Below are 17677 nucleotides of genomic sequence, written 5' to 3'. Positions count from 1 at the left end.
GCGTCAGAGCAACGCGCTGGTTAGCATGCCAATCGCCACCACCCCACACAGGCTGGCGAACCCCACTTGCAACACCCGCGCGGGGATCATCGAACACAACCGCCTTCCCGCCAACATGCCGACGACACTCGCACCAATAAACGCCCAGCCCACCGGCTCGATACTCACGCCCGCATGAAACGCACCGGCCACGCCGATCAGCGACAGCAGGCTGACCACCATCAACGACGTGGCGACGATGCCACGCATCTGCACATCGGTGAGCTGCTTGAACGCCGGCACGATCAGGAAGCCGCCGCCCACGCCCAGCAAGCCCGATACAGCACCGGTCACCGCACCCAATGCGGTCAGGGTGGCGCTGCACTTAGCGGTCCAGGCCAGGCGCCCGGTCTGCTGGTTGAGCATGCAGTTTTTCTGGCCCCACGACGCCGCGCCATGGTCACTCGGCCCGGCCTCGCGCTTTTCCCGTTGCAGCATGCGCCAGGCCACCAGCACCATCAGCGCGCTGAACAGGCCCATCAGCACCGGTTCCGAGAGTTGGTGGGCGACGAACACGCCCAACGGCGAAAACAGCGCGCCAAGCAAGGCGATCAGCAACGCCGCGCGATACCGCACCAGGCCATGGCGCAAGCCATCAATGGCCCCCACCGCTGCCGCCGCGCCCACCGCGAGCAATGACACGGGCGCGGCCTGGGTCATGGTCAAGCCCAGTCCCAGCACCAGCGCCGGCACCCCGAGGATGCCGCCGCCCGCGCCGGTCAGCCCCATGACCAGGCCCATCAATACACCCAACACACTGGCCAGCAGCATTCAGTCCACCTTGCTCAGACGGGTCAGCCACTCGCGGCCCTTGAGCATGCCGTTCCAGTAGAACCACGGCAGCAGCGTGGCCTTGAGGAACCACATCGAACGGCGTGCCTGCGTGGGATCGAGGGGAAAGGTCGGCAGCAACTTGCCGCCGTAGCCAAACTCGGCCAGCACCACCTTGCCCTTCTCCACCGTCAGTGGGCAGGAACCGTAGCCGTCGTATTTGAGCGGCAATGGCGCCTGTTTGCGCAGGGCCAGCAGGTTTTCGGCCACCACCACGATTTGCTTGCGCACCGCCGCAGCAGTCTTGGCGTTGGTGGTGCCGCACACATCACCAAGGCCGAAGATATGTGGGTAGCGCAGGTGTTGCAGGCTGTGGGGGTTCACTTCGCACCAGCCGGCGGCATCGGCCAGCGGGCTCTGGCGGATAAAGTCCGGGGACAACTGCGGCGGTACGACGTGGAGCATATCGAAGGTTTTCTCTTCGACCGTCGCGTTGCCTTGGGCGTCTTTGACTTCAAACCAGGCTTTGCGCGCCGGACCGTCGACTTTTACCAGGTTGGAATTGAACGCCAGGCGGGCGTTGTATTTTTCGACGTACTTCATCAGCGGCGGCACAAAGGTTGGCACACCGAACAACGCGGCACCGGCCAGGTTGAATTCGACGTCGATGTGTTTGAGGTCACCCTGCTTGAGCCAGTGGTCGCAGGACAGGTACATGGCTTTTTGCGGCGCGCCGGCACATTTGATTGGCATCGCCGGCTGGGTGAACAACGCCTTGCCACCCTTGAGTTGCTGCACCAGCTGCCAGGTGTACGCGGCGTGCTCGTAGCTGTAGTTGGAGGTGACACCGTGCTGGCCGAGGGTGTCTTGCAGGCCTTCGATTTTTTCCCAGGCCAGGCGCAGGCCGGGGCAGACGATGAGGTTCTTCCAGGTGACGCGCTGGCCGCTGTCGAGCACCAGGGTGTTTTCATCGGGCAGCACTTCGCTGACGGCGGCCTGCACCCAGCTGACGCCATTGGGTAGCACATCGGCCAGGGGCCGGCGGGTCTTTTGCAGGTCGTAGGCGCCGCCGCCGACCAGGGTCCAGGCCGGCTGGTAGCAGTGGTAGTCGTTGGGTTCGATCAGGGTGATGTTCAGCTGCGGGTCGCGCTTGAGCAGGCTGGCCAGCAGGCCGATGCCTGCCGAGCCGCCGCCGATGACTACGATATCGCCACTGATGGTGGGTCCCCAGTGTTGTTCGGTCATTGTCTACTGCCTTTTTGAGTCAATGCACACAAGGGTCGCTGCCGGATGGCGTCACGCCCAGCTTTTTATGACCGCGCCGCAATACAGCCCGGACAGGGTCTTCATCACTTGAATCACTTCATGGCTGGCCAGCCCGTAGAAAATGTATTTGCCTTCCCGACGGGTGGCGACCAACCCTTCATCGCGCAAGATGCCCAACTGTTGTGACAGGGTGGGCTGGCGTACCCCGGTCAGGGCTTCCAGCTCGCCGACGTTGCGCTCGCCCTGGGTCAACTGGCACAGGATCAACAAGCGGTCTTCATTGGCCAGGGCCTTGAGCAAGGCACAGGCCTTGGACGCCGATGCACGCAGCTGGGCGACCTCGCCCTCACTCAACGTAGATTCCATTTGCCTCGGGTCCTTTAAGTCACTTAAGCTCAAAACATTATGTGTAAACATAAACTGATTGTAACCACTTTTTTCTTCAGCAGAGACAGCCGCCATGCCAGCGTTGATTCAAGCCTTTCTGGATGACGCATCGTCGACCTACACCTATATCGTCTATGAAGCCGATGGCGGCCCTTGCGCCATCGTCGACTCGGTGCTCAATTACGACCCGGCGTCCGGGCGCACCGACACGACGCAAGCCGACAAGGTGATCGCCTTTGTGCGCGAGCATGGCCTGCACGTGCAATGGCTGCTGGAAACCCACGCCCATGCCGACCACCTGTCCGCCGCGCCCTACCTGCGTCGCACCTTGGGCGGCAAGATCGCGATAGGCGAGTCGATCAGCAAGGTGCAGGGCGTGTTCAAAAACCTGTTCAACCTCGAGCCGGAATTTCGCGTGGACGGCTCGCAGTTCGATCACCTGTTTGCGCCGGATGACATCTTTCATATCGGCAACTTGAAGGCCCAGGCGTTGCATGTGCCCGGACACACCCCCGCCGACATGGCCTATTTGATCGATGGCCGCTTGATCCTGGTGGGCGACACCCTGTTCATGCCCGACGTCGGCACCGCCCGTTGCGACTTCCCCGGCGGCGATGCGCGGCAGTTGTACGCGTCGATGCGCAAGCTGTTGGCGTTCCCTTCGGACACCAAGTTGTACGTGTGTCATGACTACCCGCCCGAGGGTCGAGAGGCGAAGTGCCAAACGACCGTGGCGGAACAACGGGCGGGCAATATCCATGTGCATGACGGCGTGGATGAAGCGGCGTTTGTAGAGATGCGCACCCAACGCGATGCCGGGTTGGGAATGCCGACCTTGTTGCTGCCGGCGATCCAGGTGAATGTGCGAGCGGGGAATATGCCGCCGCCGGAAGAAAACGGCGTGACCTACCTGAAGATCCCCCTCAACCAACTCTAGAAGCACCGGCCCCCTGTGGGAGCTGGCTTGCCTGCGATAGCGGTGGGCCAGTTGCGTCTTGATACAACGCTGTAGCGCTCAACGGTAACTACGATGCGAAGCGAGCCGCTCTTGCTCTTGATCTGCTTTTGATCTTGATCTTAGGCGCCCCATCAAACCACGCTGGCCGGAATTCGACAGGGATTTGGGGGGTAAACCGGCAGGGATGCCGGTTTAGCCGCCCCGCGCCATGGATGGCGCGTGGCGGCGGCCCCCCAAATCACTGGCGGATTACGGGCACACCGAGCCCAAGCGAGGTGCCGAGTGGTGGGGCAAGAGCGTTTTGCTTACTTTTGGGCTCTTTTCAAAAGTAAGCCGCTGTAAAAGCGGAACCCTAAGTGGCCGTTACCGCAGGAATGGATATGTACACAATCCAGCTACGTTGACTGTGAGGCCGTCTTCGCAGGCAAGCCAGCTCCCACAGTTGGATCGTTAGGGTGTCAGGTAGGTAATCGTCGGCTGTCAGGCCGCCATCGCGAGCAAGCCAGCTCCCACAGTTGGATCGTTGGGTGTCAGGTAGATTGGCGTCGGCTGGCAGGCCGTCATCCCAGGCAAGCCCCACATTTTGTTCCGTGTTGAATCAGGAACCGAGGCTGATGCCGTTGGCCGGCAATGGCAATGCGGTTTTGTAGCGCACTTGCTTCAAGGCAAAGCTGGAGCGAATGTTCGCCACCCCCGGCACCTTGGTCAAAAAGTCCATCATGAAACGCTCCAGCGACTGAATCGTGGGCACCAACACCCGGATCAAATAGTCCGGGTCGCCGGCCATCAGGTAGCACTCCATCACCTCAGGCCGATCCGAGATCGCCCCTTCGAATTGCTGCAGCGCCAGCTCGTTCTGTTTTTCCAGGCTCACATGGATGAACACATTGACGTGCAGCCCCAGCAAATCAGCATCCAGCAGCGTGACCTGCTCACGAATCAGCCCCAGTTCTTCCATCGCCTTGACCCGGTTGAAACACGGCGTGGGCGACAGGTTGACCGAGCGGGCCAGGTCGGCATTGGTGATCCGGGCATTCTCCTGCAGGGCGTTGAGAATGCCGATATCGGTACGGTCCAGTTTGCGCATGAGACAAAATCACCTGTTTATTATGTTTATGCAGTTTTTTTATCCGCAAATGACCGTGAGCGCAATGAAACACAGATAAATATTCTTCTACGCCACGCCTATGATTGTTGTAGGACAAGATTTCTTCTACCCGAAGACTGACTGTCAGCTAGCGCGCCCACTACAAGAAATTCACAAGATAGAGCGTAGAAAGCCATGACCCAGCCGTATGCACCGCTGCGCCTGCATGTTCCCGAACCCTCGGGCCGCCCAGGCTGCAAGACCGACTTTACCTACCTGCGTTTGACCGACGCCGGCCTGGTACGCAAACCCGCCATCGACGTAGAACCGGCCGACACCGCCGACCTGGCCAAGGGCCTGATCCGTGTGCTCGACGATCAGGGCCAGGCCCTGGGTCCGTGGGCCGAAGGTGTCTCCACCGAGATCATGCGCCGCGGCATGCGCGCCATGCTCAAGACGCGCATTTTCGACAACCGCATGGTGGTCGCCCAGCGTCAGAAAAAAATGTCGTTCTACATGCAAAGCCTTGGCGAAGAAGCCATCGGCAGCGCCCAGGCCCTGGCCTTGAATATCGACGACATGTGCTTCCCCACCTATCGCCAGCAAAGCATCCTGATGGCCCGCGAGGTGCCGCTGGTGGACCTGATCTGCCAACTGCTGTCCAACGAGCGCGACCCGCTCAAGGGCCGCCAGTTACCGATCATGTATTCGGTCAAGGAGGCGGGCTTCTTCACTATTTCCGGCAACCTTGCCACCCAATTCGTGCAGGGCGTGGGCTGGGGCATGGCCTCAGCGATCAAGGGCGATACCAAGATCGCCTCGGCCTGGATTGGCGACGGCGCCACTGCTGAATCGGACTTCCACACCGCCCTCACCTTCGCCCACGTGTACCGCGCGCCAGTGATTCTCAACGTGGTCAACAACCAGTGGGCGATTTCCACCTTCCAGGCCATCGCCGGCGGTGAAGCCACCACCTTCGCCGGACGCGGCGTCGGTTGCGGCATCGCTTCCCTGCGCGTGGACGGCAACGACTTTATCGCCGTGTACGCCGCCTCGGCCTGGGCTGCCGAGCGTGCGCGCCGCAACCTGGGGCCCACCTTGATCGAGTGGGTCACCTACCGCGCCGGCCCACACTCCACCTCCGATGACCCATCCAAGTACCGTCCCGCCGACGACTGGAGCCACTTCCCGTTGGGCGATCCGATTGCCCGCCTCAAGCAGCACCTGATCAAGATTGGCCAGTGGTCCGAAGAGGAACACGCGGCGGTCAGTGCCGAACTTGAAGCCGAAGTGGTCAAGGCGCAGAAGGAAGCCGAACAGTACGGCACCCTCGCCGGTGGCCAGATTCCAAGCGCCGCGACCATGTTCGAGGACGTCTATAAAGAGATGCCGGAGCACCTGAAGCGCCAGCGTCAAGAGTTGGGGGTGTGACATGAACGACCACAACAACAGCATCGAACTGGAAACCGCCATGACCACCACCACCATGACCATGATCCAGGCCCTGCGCTCGGCCATGGATGTGATGCTTGAGCGTGACGACAACGTGGTGGTGTTCGGCCAGGACGTCGGGTACTTCGGCGGCGTGTTCCGTTGCACCGAAGGCTTGCAGACCAAGTACGGCAGCTCGCGGGTGTTCGACGCCCCCATCTCGGAAAGCGGCATCGTCGGCGTGGCCGTGGGCATGGGCGCCTATGGCTTGCGCCCGGTGGCCGAAATCCAGTTCGCCGACTACGTCTACCCCGCCACCGACCAGATCATTTCCGAGGCGGCGCGCCTGCGCTATCGCTCGGCCGGCCAGTTCACTGCGCCCTTGACCATGCGCATGCCCTGCGGTGGCGGCATCTATGGCGGCCAGACCCACAGCCAGAGTATCGAAGCGGTGTTCACCCAGGTCTGCGGCCTGCGCACGGTGATGCCGTCCAACCCCTATGACGCCAAGGGCCTGCTGATCGCCTCCATCGAAAACGATGACCCGGTGATCTTCCTCGAACCCAAGCGCCTGTATAACGGCCCTTTCGATGGCCACCACGACCGCCCGGTAACGCCGTGGTCGAAACACCCCCAAGCCCAGGTGCCGGACGGTTACTACACCGTGCCGCTGGACGTGGCCGCCATCGTGCGTCCGGGTTCGGCCGTGACCGTGCTGACGTACGGCACCACCGTGTATGTGTCGCAAGTCGCCGCTGAAGAAACCGGCATCGACGCCGAGGTCATCGACCTGCGCAGCCTGTGGCCGCTGGACCTGGAGACCATCGTCAAGTCGGTGAAAAAGACCGGCCGTTGCGTGGTGGTGCATGAGGCCACGCGCACCTGCGGCTTTGGTGCCGAGTTGGTCTCGCTGGTGCAAGAGCATTGCTTCCACCACCTGGAAGCGCCGATCGAACGCGTCACTGGTTGGGACACTCCCTACCCGCACGCGCAGGAGTGGGCGTATTTCCCAGGGCCGTCCCGAGTGGGCGCGGCGTTGAAACGGGTCATGGAGGTCTGAATGGGCACGCACGTTATCAAGATGCCGGACATTGGCGAAGGCATCGCGGAAGTTGAATTGTCGGTATGGCATGTAAAGGTCGGCGACCTGGTGGTTGAAGACCAGGTGCTGGCGGATGTGATGACCGACAAGGCGATGGTGGATATTCCCTCGCCGGTCCACGGCAAGGTGATTTCCCTCGGCGGCGAGCCGGGAGAGGTCATGGCAGTGGGCAGTATTTTGATCAGCATTGAAGTAGAAGGCGCAGGCAATACCAAGGATGTCCCGGTGGTTGCCGAGCCGGCGAAGGCCGCGCCGCCTGTGGCCGAAGCCAAACCGGTACAGGCGCCGGTAGAAAGCAAGCCCGCTGCAGCAGTGAAAGCGCCGCAAGCGCCCGTGGCCCGTGAAGCCAGCGAACGCCCATTGGCCTCGCCTGCCGTGCGCAAACACGCGCTGGATGCCGGGATTCAACTGCGCCTGGTCCAGGGCACAGGGCCTGCCGGCCGAATTCTGCATGAAGACCTGGAGGCTTACTTGCGCCAGGGCACGGCAACGGGCGCCAGTGCCGCCAACCCTTACGCCGAGCGCAACGACGAACACCAAATCCCGGTGATCGGCATGCGCCGCAAGATCGCCCAGCGCATGCAGGACGCCACCCGGCGCGCCGCGCATTTCAGCTACGTGGAAGAAATCGACGTCACCGCCCTCGACGAGTTGCGCGTGCACCTCAACGAGAAGCACGGTGCGACACGCGGCAAGCTGACCCTGCTGCCGTTTATCGTGCGGGCCATGGTGGTAGCCTTGCGCGACTTCCCGCAGATCAATGCGCGTTACGACGACGAAGCCCAGGTCATCACGCGCCTTGGTGCCGTGCATGTGGGCGTCGCCACCCAAAGCGACGTGGGCCTGATGGTGCCGGTGGTACGTCACGCCGAAGCCCGCAGCCTGTGGGGCACTGCCGAAGAAATCGCGCGTTTGGCCAATGCCGCACGCACAGGCAAGGCCAGCCGCGATGAGCTGTCCGGTTCCACCATCACCCTGACCAGCCTTGGCGCCTTGGGCGGCATTGTCAGCACGCCGGTGCTGAACCTGCCGGAAGTGGCCATCGTCGGCGTCAACCGCATCGTTGAGCGGCCGATGGTGATCAAGGGCCAGATCGTGGTGCGCAAGATGATGAACCTCTCCAGCTCCTTCGATCACCGCGTGGTCGATGGCATGGACGCGGCGCAATTCATCCAGGCCATTCGCGGCCTGCTCGAACAACCCGCCAGCCTGTTCCTGGAGTAAGGGCATGACTCAGACATTGCACACCACGCTGCTGATTATCGGCGGCGGCCCCGGCGGTTATGTGGCGGCGATTCGCGCAGGCCAACTGGGCATTCCCACCATCCTGGTGGAAGGCCAGGCACTGGGCGGCACCTGCCTGAACATCGGCTGCATTCCCTCCAAGGCGCTGATCCATGTGGCCGAGCAGTTCCAGCAAACCGTGCACCATAGCCAGGGCTCGCAACTGGGCATTGAAGTGGATGTACCGACCCTGGACATCCGCAAGAGCGTGGAATGGAAAGACGGCATCGTTGACCGCCTGACCACCGGCGTCGCCGCACTGCTGAAAAAACACAAGGTGCAGGTGATCCATGGCTGGGCCAAAGTCATCGACGGCAAGACTGTCGAGGTGGGCGAGCAGCGCATCCAGTGCGAACATCTGCTGCTGGCCACCGGCTCGACAAGCGTCAACCTGCCGATGCTGCCGATTGGCGGGCCGATTATCTCCTCCACCGAAGCCCTGGCACCGACCCATGTGCCCCGGCGCCTGATCGTGGTGGGCGGTGGTTATATCGGCCTGGAACTGGGGATTGCCTACCGCAAGCTGGGTGCCGACGTCAGTGTGGTCGAGGCCCAGGCGCACATCCTGCCGGCCTACGACGCCGAGCTGACCCTGCCGGTGGCTGAATCCTTGAAGAAACTTGGCGTGAAGCTGTACCTGGAACACAGCGTCACCGGCTTTGCCGACGGCAAACTGCAGGTGCGCGCCCCCAACGGCGACATCTTGGCGCTGGACACCGACCAGGTGCTGGTCGCCGTGGGGCGCAAACCCAACACCCAGGGTTGGAACCTCGAAGCGCTGAACCTGGACATGAACGGCGCGGCGATCAAGATCGACAGCCGCTGCCAGACCAGCATGCGCAACGTGTATGCCATCGGCGACCTCAGCGGCGAGCCGATGCTGGCGCACCGGGCCATGGCCCAGGGAGAAATGGTTGCCGAACTGATCAGCGGCAAGGCCCGCGAATTCAACCCGGCGGCAATTCCGGCGGTGTGCTTTACCGACCCGGAACTGGTGGTGGTCGGCAAGACCCCGGACGAGGCCAAGGCTGCCGGCCTGGATTGCATTGTGTCGAGCTTCCCCTTCGCCGCCAATGGCCGGGCCATGACGCTGGAGTCCAAAGCCGGCTTCGTGCGGGTGGTGGCGCGACGTGACAATCACTTGATTGTTGGCTGGCAAGCCGTGGGGGCCGGAGTGTCCGAGCTGTCGACCGCGTTCGGCCTGAGCCTGGAAATGGGTGCGCGCCTGGAGGATGTGGCCGGCACCATCCATGCCCACCCGACCCTGGGTGAAGCGGTGCAGGAAGCCGCGCTGCGGGCGTTGGGCCACGCGTTGCACCTGTAAAACCGTGGCGTGGCTATCGCAGGCAAGCCAGCTCCCACACTTGGAATGCATTCCAATGTGGGAGTCGGGCTTGCCCGCGATAGCGGTGGATCAGCCAATGCAGAGGTTGAATGGTCCGCCGCCCTCCTCCCACACCGGCCAAGAATGCAGTATTGTTGCGCCCATCCAGAAAAAAAATCCGACTTGACCAGAGATAGAGGGTGTCATGGGTAACGAGAGCATCAATTGGGACAAGCTGGGTTTTGACTACATCAAGACCGACAAGCGGTTTCTCCAGGTCTGGAAAAACGGCGAATGGCAAGCTGGCACCCTGACCGACGACAATGTGCTGCACATCAGCGAGGGCTCCACTGCCCTGCATTATGGCCAGCAATGCTTCGAGGGCTTGAAGGCCTATCGTTGCAAGGACGGTTCGATCAACCTGTTCCGCCCGGACCAGAACGCCGCCCGCATGCAGCGCAGCTGTGGCCGCCTGCTGATGCCACAAGTGCCGACCGACGCGTTCATCGACGCCTGCAAACAAGTGGTCAAGGCCAACGAGCGCTTCATCCCGCCGTACGGCAGTGGCGGCGCGCTGTACCTGCGCCCGTTCGTGATCGGCACCGGAGACAACATTGGCGTGCGTAGCGCGCCGGAGTTCATCTTCTCGGTGTTCTGCATCCCGGTCGGTGCCTACTTCAAGGGCGGCCTGGTGCCGCACAACTTCCAGATCTCCGGCTACGACCGCGCCGCGCCGCAAGGCACCGGTGCCGCCAAGGTCGGTGGCAACTACGCCGCCAGCCTGATGCCCGGTTCGGAAGCGAAGAAATTCGGCTTCGCCGACGCGATCTACCTGGACCCGATGACCCACTCGAAAATCGAAGAAGTCGGCTCGGCCAACTTCTTCGGGATCACCCACGACAACCAGTTCATCACGCCGAAGTCGCCTTCGGTATTGCCAGGCATCACCCGCCTGTCGCTGATCGAACTGGCCCAGACCCGCCTAGGCCTGGAAGTGGTCGAGGGCGAAGTGTTCATCGACAAGCTGGATCAGTTCAAGGAAGCCGGCGCCTGCGGTACCGCAGCGGTGATCTCGCCTATCGGCGGCATTCAGTACAACGGCAAGCTGCATGTGTTCCACAGCGAGACCGAAGTCGGCCCGATCACCCAGAAGCTCTACAAAGAGCTGACCGGTGTGCAGACCGGTGACGTGGAAGCGCCAGCGGGTTGGATCGTCAAGGTCTGACAGCCACAAAAGCCAGCGACACCACAAAACCCTGTGGGAGCTGGCTTGCCTGCGATAGCGAACTGTCAGTCAGCATATGATCGTTCCCACGCTCCGCGTGGGAATGCAATGCATCCCCTGACGCTCCGCGTCACCTGTTGTCCGGCGGGACGCGGAGCATCCCAGGCGGCATTCCCACGCAGAGCGTGGGAACGATCAAGGGCCCACCGCTATCGCAGGCAAGCCAGCTCCCACACTGGTTTCTGCGCCTTCAAGAGCGTGACGCAATATTCTCGCCAATCTTCTTGCCCATACTGATCCTCGGCTCCACCCCGTACCCCAACGCCTCATAAAACCCCACCACCACGTCATTGCCGCCGGTGATCTGCAGGTTGATCTTCATGCAACCCAGCGCCGTCAACGCCTGTTCGGCATAGCGCACCAGCGACGATCCCAGGCCATGGCGCCGATAGTCGGTATGCACCGCCACCGAATACAACCAGCCACGATGCCCGTCATAGCCGGCGAGAATGGTACCGATCACGGCTTTGTTGTCGGTGGCAACGAAGAACAACCCGTCGTTGACCGCCAGTTTCTTATCAATCGCCAGGCTCGGCAGGTTATGCGCGGTGTCATAGCCAAACGCCTGCTGCCATAACTCAATCACCTGGGCACGGTGTTGACGGTCGCGATAAGGCCCTATGGGGTGGCGGGACAACAGCGTTTTTTCCATCACCAACGTGCGCTCATTGCCGTGGTACACGTCACGCACGTTGTGAAAACCCAACTTGGCGTAGAAGGCTTGCGCCGTCAGCGAGGACGGCACGCTCAAGACCGTCACGCCGGCTTCACGGGCGCGCAGTTCGATCTCGATCATCAACAATCGGCCAATGCCCTGCCCTTGCAGCGCTGGGTTGACGAACACCGAGCGCACCACATTGCCATCCAGTGCGGCCGTAGCGACGATCAGTTGAGCCTGAGTCGCCACCAACACTACCCGCCGCTGGAGCAATGCCAGCACAGCGTCGGGGGTGAAGTTGCTGGCAACCCGCGCAATCACATCCGCGGGGTAATCACGTGCGTTGCTGCTGTGCAGCGCAGCCAGGATGACGTGGCTGATACCTTCGGCATCGGAAGGTTGGGCAAGGCGAACAGCGGTAGACATGGTTCCTCCTGGCTGACAGCGCTATAACAGCCACAACAATACCAATGTGGGAGCGGGCTTGCTCGCGAATGCGGAGTGTCAGTCACTAGATTCAGTGCAAACAGACCGCATTCGCGAGCAAGCCCGCTCCCACATTTGTCCACATTTCAATCCGGCAGCCGATCCGGCTGCGCCACTCCCGTTTTCAGCTTTCTTGGCTGAGCCATCCCGCCGTTTCAGCCGGGATCCTTTCCCCGCAACGCACACAATAGCGGCACAAGATCCCCAACGGACCCGTGCCCCCATGCAAACCACCAACACCGTCCTGATGATCCGCCCGGCGCGCTTTGCCTTCAACCCGGATACCGCGATCAACAACCGTTTCCAACGCCCGCCGCTGGACCCGCTCAGTGCACAGCACAAAGCGCTGGAGGAGTTCGACGGTTATGTCGACACCCTGCGCCAGCATGGCGTGGAGGTGCTGGTGGTGCAGGACACGCCGGCGCCCCATACGCCCGACTCGATCTTCCCCAACAACTGGTGGAGCAGCCATGCCGACGGCAGCCTGGTGCTCTACCCCATGGAAGGCCAGAACCGCCGACTGGAGCGCAACAAGGGCGTGCTGCAAGTTTTGGAGCAGCGCTTTGCGATCAACACCACCATCGATCTCAGCCACCTGGAACAACAGAACATCTTCCTGGAAGGCACCGGCAGCATGGTACTCGACCGCCAGCACCGCATCAGCTACGCCTGCCATTCGGGGCGCACCCACCACGCGGCCCTGCGCCAGTTTGCCGAACGCCTCGACTACCAACTCTGCGTGTTCCACGCCCTGGACCGTCACCAGGCCCCCATCTACCACAGCAACGTGATGATGAGCGTTGGCCGCGACCTCGCGGTGGTGTGCCTGCAGGCCCTGCCCGACGACAGCGAGCGCCTGGCCCTGGAACGCTCCCTGCGTGATACCGGCAAAGACATCCTCAGCCTGGACTTCGACCAGCTGGAAGCCTTCGCCGGCAACATGCTGGAAGTCCACGACCGTGACGGCCAGCCGTTGCTGGTGATGTCCGCCAGTGCCTGGGGCGCCCTGCATCCGGCGCAGCGTCAGCATGTGGAACGCCATACGCGGCCGGTGGTGGTGAATATCGACAACATCGAACGCATCGGCGGCGGCAGTGCCCGCTGCATGCTGGCCGAAGTGCATCTGCCGGCCCGTCCCTCATTTCAATAAGGAGTCTTGCCATGACCCGTTATATCGACGTCAACGACCTCAGCTACCTGGTTTCGCAAAAAGGCCTGCAAACCTGCATCACCGAAATGGCCGACTACATTCGCGCCGACTACCTGCGCTGGCAGGATTTCGAGAAATGCGCGCGCCTGGCCAACCATTCACCGGATGGGGTGATCGAGCTGATGCCGGTGTCTGACGCCTCGCTGTACGCCTTCAAGTACGTCAACGGCCACCCGAAAAACACCCTGGCCGGCATGCTCACCGTGATGGCGTTCGGTGCCTTGGGCGACGTCGACACCGGTAAACCGGTGCTGCTGGCGGAAATGACCCTGACCACTGCGATCCGCACCGCCGCCACCTCGGCCCTGGTCGCCCGCTACCTGGCCCGCGCCAACAGCCGCAGCATGGCGCTGATCGGCAACGGCTGCCAAAGCGAATTCCAGGCCCTGGCCTTCCACGCCATGCTCGGTATTACTGAAATCCGCCTGTTCGACATCGACCCCCAGGCCACCGCCAAGCTCGCCGCCAACCTCAAGGCATTCCCGGCGATCAAGGTGATCCTGGCCGCCAGCGTCGCCGAGGCAGTCAAAGGCGCGGACATTGTCACCACCGTGACTGCGGACAAAGCCTACGCCACCATCCTGACTGACGAGATGATCGAGCCAGGCATGCACCTCAATGCCGTGGGCGGTGACTGCCCGGGCAAGACCGAGCTGGACCGCCGCATCGTCGAGCGCGCTCGGGTGATCGTCGAGTACGAACCGCAAAGCCGCATCGAAGGTGAAATCCAGCATATGCCGGAAGATTCGCCGGTCACCGAGCTGTGGCAAGTGATCAACGGCCAACAGCCGGGCCGCGAGAATGACCGCCAGATCACCCTGTTCGACTCGGTGGGTTTTGCCATCGAAGACTACTCGGCCCTGCGCTATGTATTGGACGTGGCCAAAGCCCTGGATGTAGGCAGCGAGCTGGAGCTGGTGCCGGACCTGGCCGACCCGAAAAACCTGTTCGCACGCCTGGCCCAGCAACCTGTGGTACAGCATAAAAAGCGCGCCTGAAACCGCTCTGGCCTGCCGCTTTGCGCCCAGGGCAGGCCAGATTCTAGTGGGTTAAAAGCCGATTTTGCCGGTGCCACAGCCGATTCCGCTGCATTGCTTGTTTTAACAGCGCAATTTGCGCTTTGCGCAGGGGGTAAACGACACAAAAAACGCACCACCATGAAGCATTCTCTGCTCCCAGTTATTCACTGCCCCTGACATCAATTACAAAATATAGGGACCGACACATGACTCCTCTGCGATCACTCTTCGCTGCGTTGCTGTTGCCACTGTGCGCCACTGCTGCCCACGCCCAGGACTGGAAAGAAATCCGGTTTGGCGTGTTCCCCGAATACCCGCCCTTCGAATCTGTCGCCGCCGACGGCAGCCTGCAAGGGTTCGATATCGAACTGGGCAACGCTATCTGCGCCAAGCTCGAAGTGAAATGCACCTGGGTGCACAACGAATTCGACGGCATGATCCCGGCCCTGCGTGCGCGCAAGTTCGACGCGATCATGTCCTCCATGGCCGTGACCCCGGCTCGTGAGAAAGTCATCGACTTCACCGACCGCCTGTTCCTCAGCCCCACCTCGGTGATCACCCGTAAAAACGCCACCTTCGGTGACACCCCCGAGTCGCTGGACGGCAAGCACGTTGGCGTGCTGCAAGGCTCGTTGCAGGAAGCCTATGCCCGCGCACACCTGGCCAAGCTCGGTGCACAGATCAAGGCATACCAGTCCCAGGAACAGAACTACGCCGACCTGCAAAACGGCCGCCTCGACGCCACCCTGACGGACAAGCTCGAAGCCCAGCTCAACTTCCTGTCCAAGCCCGAAGGCGCCGACTTCAAGACCGGCCCGGCCTTCAAGGACCCGACCCTGCCGCTGGACATCGCCATGGGCCTGCGCAAGAACGACCAGGCATTGCGTGAGCTGATCAACAAGGGCATCGCCGCCGTCCAGGCCGATGGCACTTACGCACAGATCCAGAAGAAATACTTTGGCGATCAGGACATCTACAACGAGTAACCGGCAACCCGTGCCCCTGTGGGAGCGGGCTTGCCCGCGATAGCGTTGCTTCAGGCACCCACGCCGTGACTGCACCTCCGTTATCGCAGGCAAGCCAGCTCCCACAGTAAATCCGTGCACTCCTTCGAGATCTTCCCCATGAACGACCTCCTCAACCTGCAAGGCTACGGCCCCATGCTGGCCCAGGGTGCCCGGATGACGCTCAAGCTGGCGTTCCTCGCCCTGGCTCTGAGCCTTACGCTGGGCCTGGTCGCCGCTGGCGCCAAACTCTCCAGCGCCAAATGGCTGCGCGTGCCGGCCACGCTCTACACCACGTTGATCCGCAGCGTGCCGGACCTGGTACTGATCCTGCTGATCTTCTACAGCCTGCAACTGTGGCTCAACGACCTGACCGAAGCGTTCGGCTGGGACTACGTTGAAATCGACCCGTTTACCGCCGGGGTGATCACCCTGGGCTTTATCTACGGTGCGTATTTCACCGAGAACTTCCGGGGTGCGATCCTCAGTGTGCCGGCGGGCCAACTGGAAGCCGCCACCGCCTACGGCCTGAGTCGCTGGCAGCGCTTTCACCTGGTGCTGTTCCCGCAACTGATGCGCTTTGCCCTGCCTGGCCTGGGCAATAACTGGCTGGTGCTGCTCAAGTCCACGGCGCTGGTGTCCATCATCGGCCTGTCAGACCTGGTCAAGGCCGCGCAGAACGCCGGCAAGTCCACCAGCGAGCCGCTGTACTTCCTGATCCTCGCGGGCCTGGTGTACCTGGTGATTACCACCCTCTCCAACCGCATCTTCAAGCGCCTGGAACGGCGCTATAACCTGGGCATCAAGGGGATGGCGCGATGATCGAACTGTTCCAGCAATACGGCCTGGCCTATCTGTTCAGCGATGGCAGCGGCCTGTCCGGTGTCGCCATGACCTTGTGGCTGTTCATTATCTCGGTGGTGCTCGGCTTTGGCCTGTCGATCCCCCTGGCGCTGGCACGCGTCTCAGAGCATTTCTGGCTGCGCTGGCCGGTGGAGGTTTACACCTACCTGTTCCGTGGCACGCCCCTGTATATCCAACTGCTGATTTGCTACACCGGGCTGTACAGCCTGGAAGTGGTGCAGGACAACGCCCTGCTCAACCAGTTTTTCCGCAACGCGCTGAACTGCACACTGTTGGCGTTTGTGCTCAACACCTGCGCCTACACCGTGGAAATCTTCGCCGGGGCAATCCGCAACATTCCCCATGGCGAGATCGAAGCGGCACGCGCCTATGGCCTGCACGGCTGGCGGCTGAACCTGTTTGTGATCGTGCCCGCCGCATTGCGTCGCGCCCTGCCGGCCTACAGCAATGAAATGATCCTGATGCTGCACGCCACGTCACTGGCGTTTACCGCCACCGTCGCCGACATCCTCAAGGTCGCCCGCGATGCGAATGCCGAGACGTTCCTGACCTTCCAGGCCTTCGGCATCGCCGCCCTGCTCTACATGCTGCTGTCCTTTGCACTGGTGGGCCTGTTCAGGCTGGCCGAACGTCGCTGGATGCGCTTTCTTGTTCCTACCCGAGGCTAACCCATGAATCAGTCCGCGCAGGCCCTGGCCGCTTATCCAATGGATGTACCCGTCGGCAAAACCGCCACGGCGGCCATCAAGCTGCAAGTCGAAGGTATCCATAAACGCTACGGCGAACACGAAGTGCTCAAGGGCGTGTCCCTCAACGCACGCCAGGGCGATGTGATCAGCTTGATCGGCGCCAGCGGCTCGGGCAAAAGCACGATGCTGCGGTGCATCAACTTTCTGGAACAGCCTGACGCCGGGGTGATCACCCTGGACGGCATCAGCATTGAAATGCAACCAGGCCGCGCCGGCACCCGTGCGCCGCACCAGGCGCAACTGCAAAACCTGCGCACGCGCCTGGCCATGGTGTTCCAGCACTTCAACCTGTGGAGCCACATGACCGTGCTGGAAAACATCACCATGGCCCCGCGCCGGGTGCTGAACGTGAGCGCCGCCGAAGCCGAGAAGCGTGCGCGACTGTACCTGGACAAGGTCGGCCTGCCGAGCCGCGTGGCGGACCAATACCCGGCGTTCCTGTCCGGTGGCCAGCAGCAGCGCGTGGCCATTGCGCGCGCGCTGGCAATGGAACCGGAGATTATCCTGTTCGATGAACCCACCTCGGCCCTGGACCCGGAACTTGTAGGAGAAGTGCTCAAAGTCATACAGACGTTGGCCGAGGAAGGTCGTACCATGCTGATGGTCACCCACGAAATGGGCTTTGCCCGCCAGGTGTCCAGCCAAGTGCTGTTCCTGCACCAGGGCCGAGTCGAAGAACACGGCGGCGCCGATATCCTCGACCATCCCACCAGCGAACGCTTGCAGCAATTTCTTTCCAACCGTTTGAAGTGA

General features: G+C 61.9%; 17 protein-coding genes. 12 read left to right on the top strand and 5 right to left on the bottom strand.

The genetic code is table 11. The features are described from left to right. Positions 1 to 3: 3 nt before the first annotated feature. Genes BT199_RS03220 through BT199_RS03210 form a run of 3 tightly spaced genes read right to left on the bottom strand, consistent with a single transcriptional unit; the run spans position 4 to position 2442 of the window. Positions 4 to 810, bottom strand: a complete 807-nt coding sequence (locus BT199_RS03220; protein WP_072433861.1) for a sulfite exporter TauE/SafE family protein — start codon at positions 808 to 810, stop codon at positions 4 to 6. Continuing rightward, positions 811 to 2055, bottom strand: a complete 1245-nt coding sequence (locus BT199_RS03215) for an NAD(P)/FAD-dependent oxidoreductase (protein WP_072433860.1) — start codon at positions 2053 to 2055, stop codon at positions 811 to 813. A gap of 51 nt (positions 2056 to 2106) precedes the next feature. Then, entirely contained in the window at positions 2107 to 2442 is a 336-nt protein-coding gene (locus BT199_RS03210; protein ID WP_003174875.1) for an ArsR/SmtB family transcription factor, read from the bottom strand. Positions 2443 to 2536: 94 nt separating this feature from the next. On the opposite strand from BT199_RS03210, the gene BT199_RS03205 reads away from it, so the two are divergent. Beyond that, positions 2537 to 3400, top strand: coding sequence for an MBL fold metallo-hydrolase (locus BT199_RS03205; RefSeq protein WP_072433859.1), 864 nt, complete (start codon positions 2537 to 2539; stop codon positions 3398 to 3400). 619 nt (positions 3401 to 4019) lie between these two features. Here the strand turns inward: BT199_RS03205 and bkdR are convergent. After that, the gene (gene bkdR, locus BT199_RS03195) at positions 4020 to 4508 is read right to left on the bottom strand and encodes a Bkd operon transcriptional regulator BkdR (protein ID WP_003174877.1); all 489 of its coding nucleotides are present in this window, start codon (positions 4506 to 4508) and stop codon (positions 4020 to 4022) included. 195 nt (positions 4509 to 4703) lie between these two features. Between bkdR and BT199_RS03190 the strand changes: the two genes are divergently transcribed. From BT199_RS03190 to BT199_RS03170, 5 genes are all read left to right on the top strand, one after another. Then, positions 4704 to 5939 carry a 3-methyl-2-oxobutanoate dehydrogenase (2-methylpropanoyl-transferring) subunit alpha gene (locus BT199_RS03190; protein WP_014719015.1) on the top strand — a complete coding sequence of 412 codons (1236 nt, stop codon included), beginning with the start codon at positions 4704 to 4706 and terminating at the stop codon, positions 5937 to 5939. Between the two features lies 1 nt (position 5940). Beyond that, positions 5941 to 6999 carry an alpha-ketoacid dehydrogenase subunit beta gene (locus BT199_RS03185; RefSeq protein WP_005789444.1) on the top strand — a complete coding sequence of 353 codons (1059 nt, stop codon included), beginning with the start codon at positions 5941 to 5943 and terminating at the stop codon, positions 6997 to 6999. Continuing rightward, positions 7000 to 8265, top strand: coding sequence for a dihydrolipoamide acetyltransferase family protein (locus BT199_RS03180; RefSeq protein WP_014719016.1), 1266 nt, complete (start codon positions 7000 to 7002; stop codon positions 8263 to 8265). A 4-nt stretch (positions 8266 to 8269) separates the two neighbouring features. Further along, positions 8270 to 9649: a dihydrolipoyl dehydrogenase gene (gene lpdA / locus BT199_RS03175; RefSeq protein WP_038450611.1), complete on the top strand. Its 1380-nt coding sequence runs from the start codon at positions 8270 to 8272 to the stop codon at positions 9647 to 9649. 205 nt (positions 9650 to 9854) lie between these two features. Next, positions 9855 to 10874 carry a branched-chain amino acid aminotransferase gene (locus BT199_RS03170; RefSeq protein ID WP_014719018.1) on the top strand — a complete coding sequence of 340 codons (1020 nt, stop codon included), beginning with the start codon at positions 9855 to 9857 and terminating at the stop codon, positions 10872 to 10874. Positions 10875 to 11124: 250 nt separating this feature from the next. Here the strand turns inward: BT199_RS03170 and BT199_RS03165 are convergent, their stop codons facing one another. Next, complete coding sequence (locus tag BT199_RS03165) at positions 11125 to 12018, bottom strand: GNAT family acetyltransferase (protein WP_072433857.1); 894 nt, start codon at positions 12016 to 12018, stop codon at positions 11125 to 11127. A gap of 283 nt (positions 12019 to 12301) precedes the next feature. Between BT199_RS03165 and ctlX the strand changes: the two genes are divergently transcribed. The 6 genes from ctlX to BT199_RS03135 all read left to right on the top strand — a co-directional run bounded on the left by ctlX (position 12302) and on the right by BT199_RS03135 (position 17677). After that, complete coding sequence (ctlX, locus tag BT199_RS03160; RefSeq protein ID WP_057974965.1) at positions 12302 to 13228, top strand: citrulline utilization hydrolase CtlX; 927 nt, start codon at positions 12302 to 12304, stop codon at positions 13226 to 13228. An 11-nt stretch (positions 13229 to 13239) separates the two neighbouring features. Continuing rightward, on the top strand, positions 13240 to 14286 hold the full coding sequence (locus tag BT199_RS03155) for an ornithine cyclodeaminase (RefSeq protein ID WP_020301301.1): 1047 nt from the start codon (positions 13240 to 13242) through the stop codon (positions 14284 to 14286). Between the two features lie 227 nt (positions 14287 to 14513). Then, a complete protein-coding gene (locus BT199_RS03150; protein WP_072433855.1) occupies positions 14514 to 15293 on the top strand; it encodes an ABC transporter substrate-binding protein in 780 nt (259 codons plus the stop codon). Positions 15294 to 15431: 138 nt separating this feature from the next. Continuing rightward, positions 15432 to 16133, top strand: coding sequence for an ABC transporter permease (locus BT199_RS03145; RefSeq protein WP_072433853.1), 702 nt, complete (start codon positions 15432 to 15434; stop codon positions 16131 to 16133). Further along, complete coding sequence (locus BT199_RS03140; protein WP_014719024.1) at positions 16130 to 16843, top strand: ABC transporter permease; 714 nt, start codon at positions 16130 to 16132, stop codon at positions 16841 to 16843. Before BT199_RS03145 ends, BT199_RS03140 begins: the two co-directional genes overlap by 4 nt. Positions 16844 to 16846: 3 nt before the next feature. Then, positions 16847 to 17677: an ABC transporter ATP-binding protein gene (locus tag BT199_RS03135; RefSeq protein ID WP_305883523.1), complete on the top strand. Its 831-nt coding sequence runs from the start codon at positions 16847 to 16849 to the stop codon at positions 17675 to 17677.

The sequence above is a fragment of the Pseudomonas sp. NFR02 genome (genome assembly GCF_900119375.1).
Classification (GTDB): Bacteria; Pseudomonadota; Gammaproteobacteria; order Pseudomonadales; family Pseudomonadaceae; genus Aquipseudomonas; species Aquipseudomonas paracarnis.
The sequence above is the reverse complement of the archived record's forward strand: the minus strand, read 5'-3'. Positions and strand labels throughout refer to the sequence as shown.

Coding starts and splice junctions, on each gene's coding strand:
- BT199_RS03220 (WP_072433861.1), bottom strand. CDS start 810: ATGCTGCTGGCCAGTGTGTTGGGTGTATTGATGGGCCTGGTCATGGGG.
- BT199_RS03215 (WP_072433860.1), bottom strand. CDS start 2,055: ATGACCGAACAACACTGGGGACCCACCATCAGTGGCGATATCGTAGTC.
- BT199_RS03210 (WP_003174875.1), bottom strand. CDS start 2,442: ATGGAATCTACGTTGAGTGAGGGCGAGGTCGCCCAGCTGCGTGCATCG.
- BT199_RS03205 (WP_072433859.1), top strand. CDS start 2,537: ATGCCAGCGTTGATTCAAGCCTTTCTGGATGACGCATCGTCGACCTAC.
- bkdR (WP_003174877.1), bottom strand. CDS start 4,508: ATGCGCAAACTGGACCGTACCGATATCGGCATTCTCAACGCCCTGCAG.
- BT199_RS03190 (WP_014719015.1), top strand. CDS start 4,704: ATGACCCAGCCGTATGCACCGCTGCGCCTGCATGTTCCCGAACCCTCG.
- BT199_RS03185 (WP_005789444.1), top strand. CDS start 5,941: ATGAACGACCACAACAACAGCATCGAACTGGAAACCGCCATGACCACC.
- BT199_RS03180 (WP_014719016.1), top strand. CDS start 7,000: ATGGGCACGCACGTTATCAAGATGCCGGACATTGGCGAAGGCATCGCG.
- lpdA (WP_038450611.1), top strand. CDS start 8,270: ATGACTCAGACATTGCACACCACGCTGCTGATTATCGGCGGCGGCCCC.
- BT199_RS03170 (WP_014719018.1), top strand. CDS start 9,855: ATGGGTAACGAGAGCATCAATTGGGACAAGCTGGGTTTTGACTACATC.
- BT199_RS03165 (WP_072433857.1), bottom strand. CDS start 12,018: ATGTCTACCGCTGTTCGCCTTGCCCAACCTTCCGATGCCGAAGGTATC.
- ctlX (WP_057974965.1), top strand. CDS start 12,302: ATGCAAACCACCAACACCGTCCTGATGATCCGCCCGGCGCGCTTTGCC.
- BT199_RS03155 (WP_020301301.1), top strand. CDS start 13,240: ATGACCCGTTATATCGACGTCAACGACCTCAGCTACCTGGTTTCGCAA.
- BT199_RS03150 (WP_072433855.1), top strand. CDS start 14,514: ATGACTCCTCTGCGATCACTCTTCGCTGCGTTGCTGTTGCCACTGTGC.
- BT199_RS03145 (WP_072433853.1), top strand. CDS start 15,432: ATGAACGACCTCCTCAACCTGCAAGGCTACGGCCCCATGCTGGCCCAG.
- BT199_RS03140 (WP_014719024.1), top strand. CDS start 16,130: ATGATCGAACTGTTCCAGCAATACGGCCTGGCCTATCTGTTCAGCGAT.
- BT199_RS03135 (WP_305883523.1), top strand. CDS start 16,847: ATGAATCAGTCCGCGCAGGCCCTGGCCGCTTATCCAATGGATGTACCC.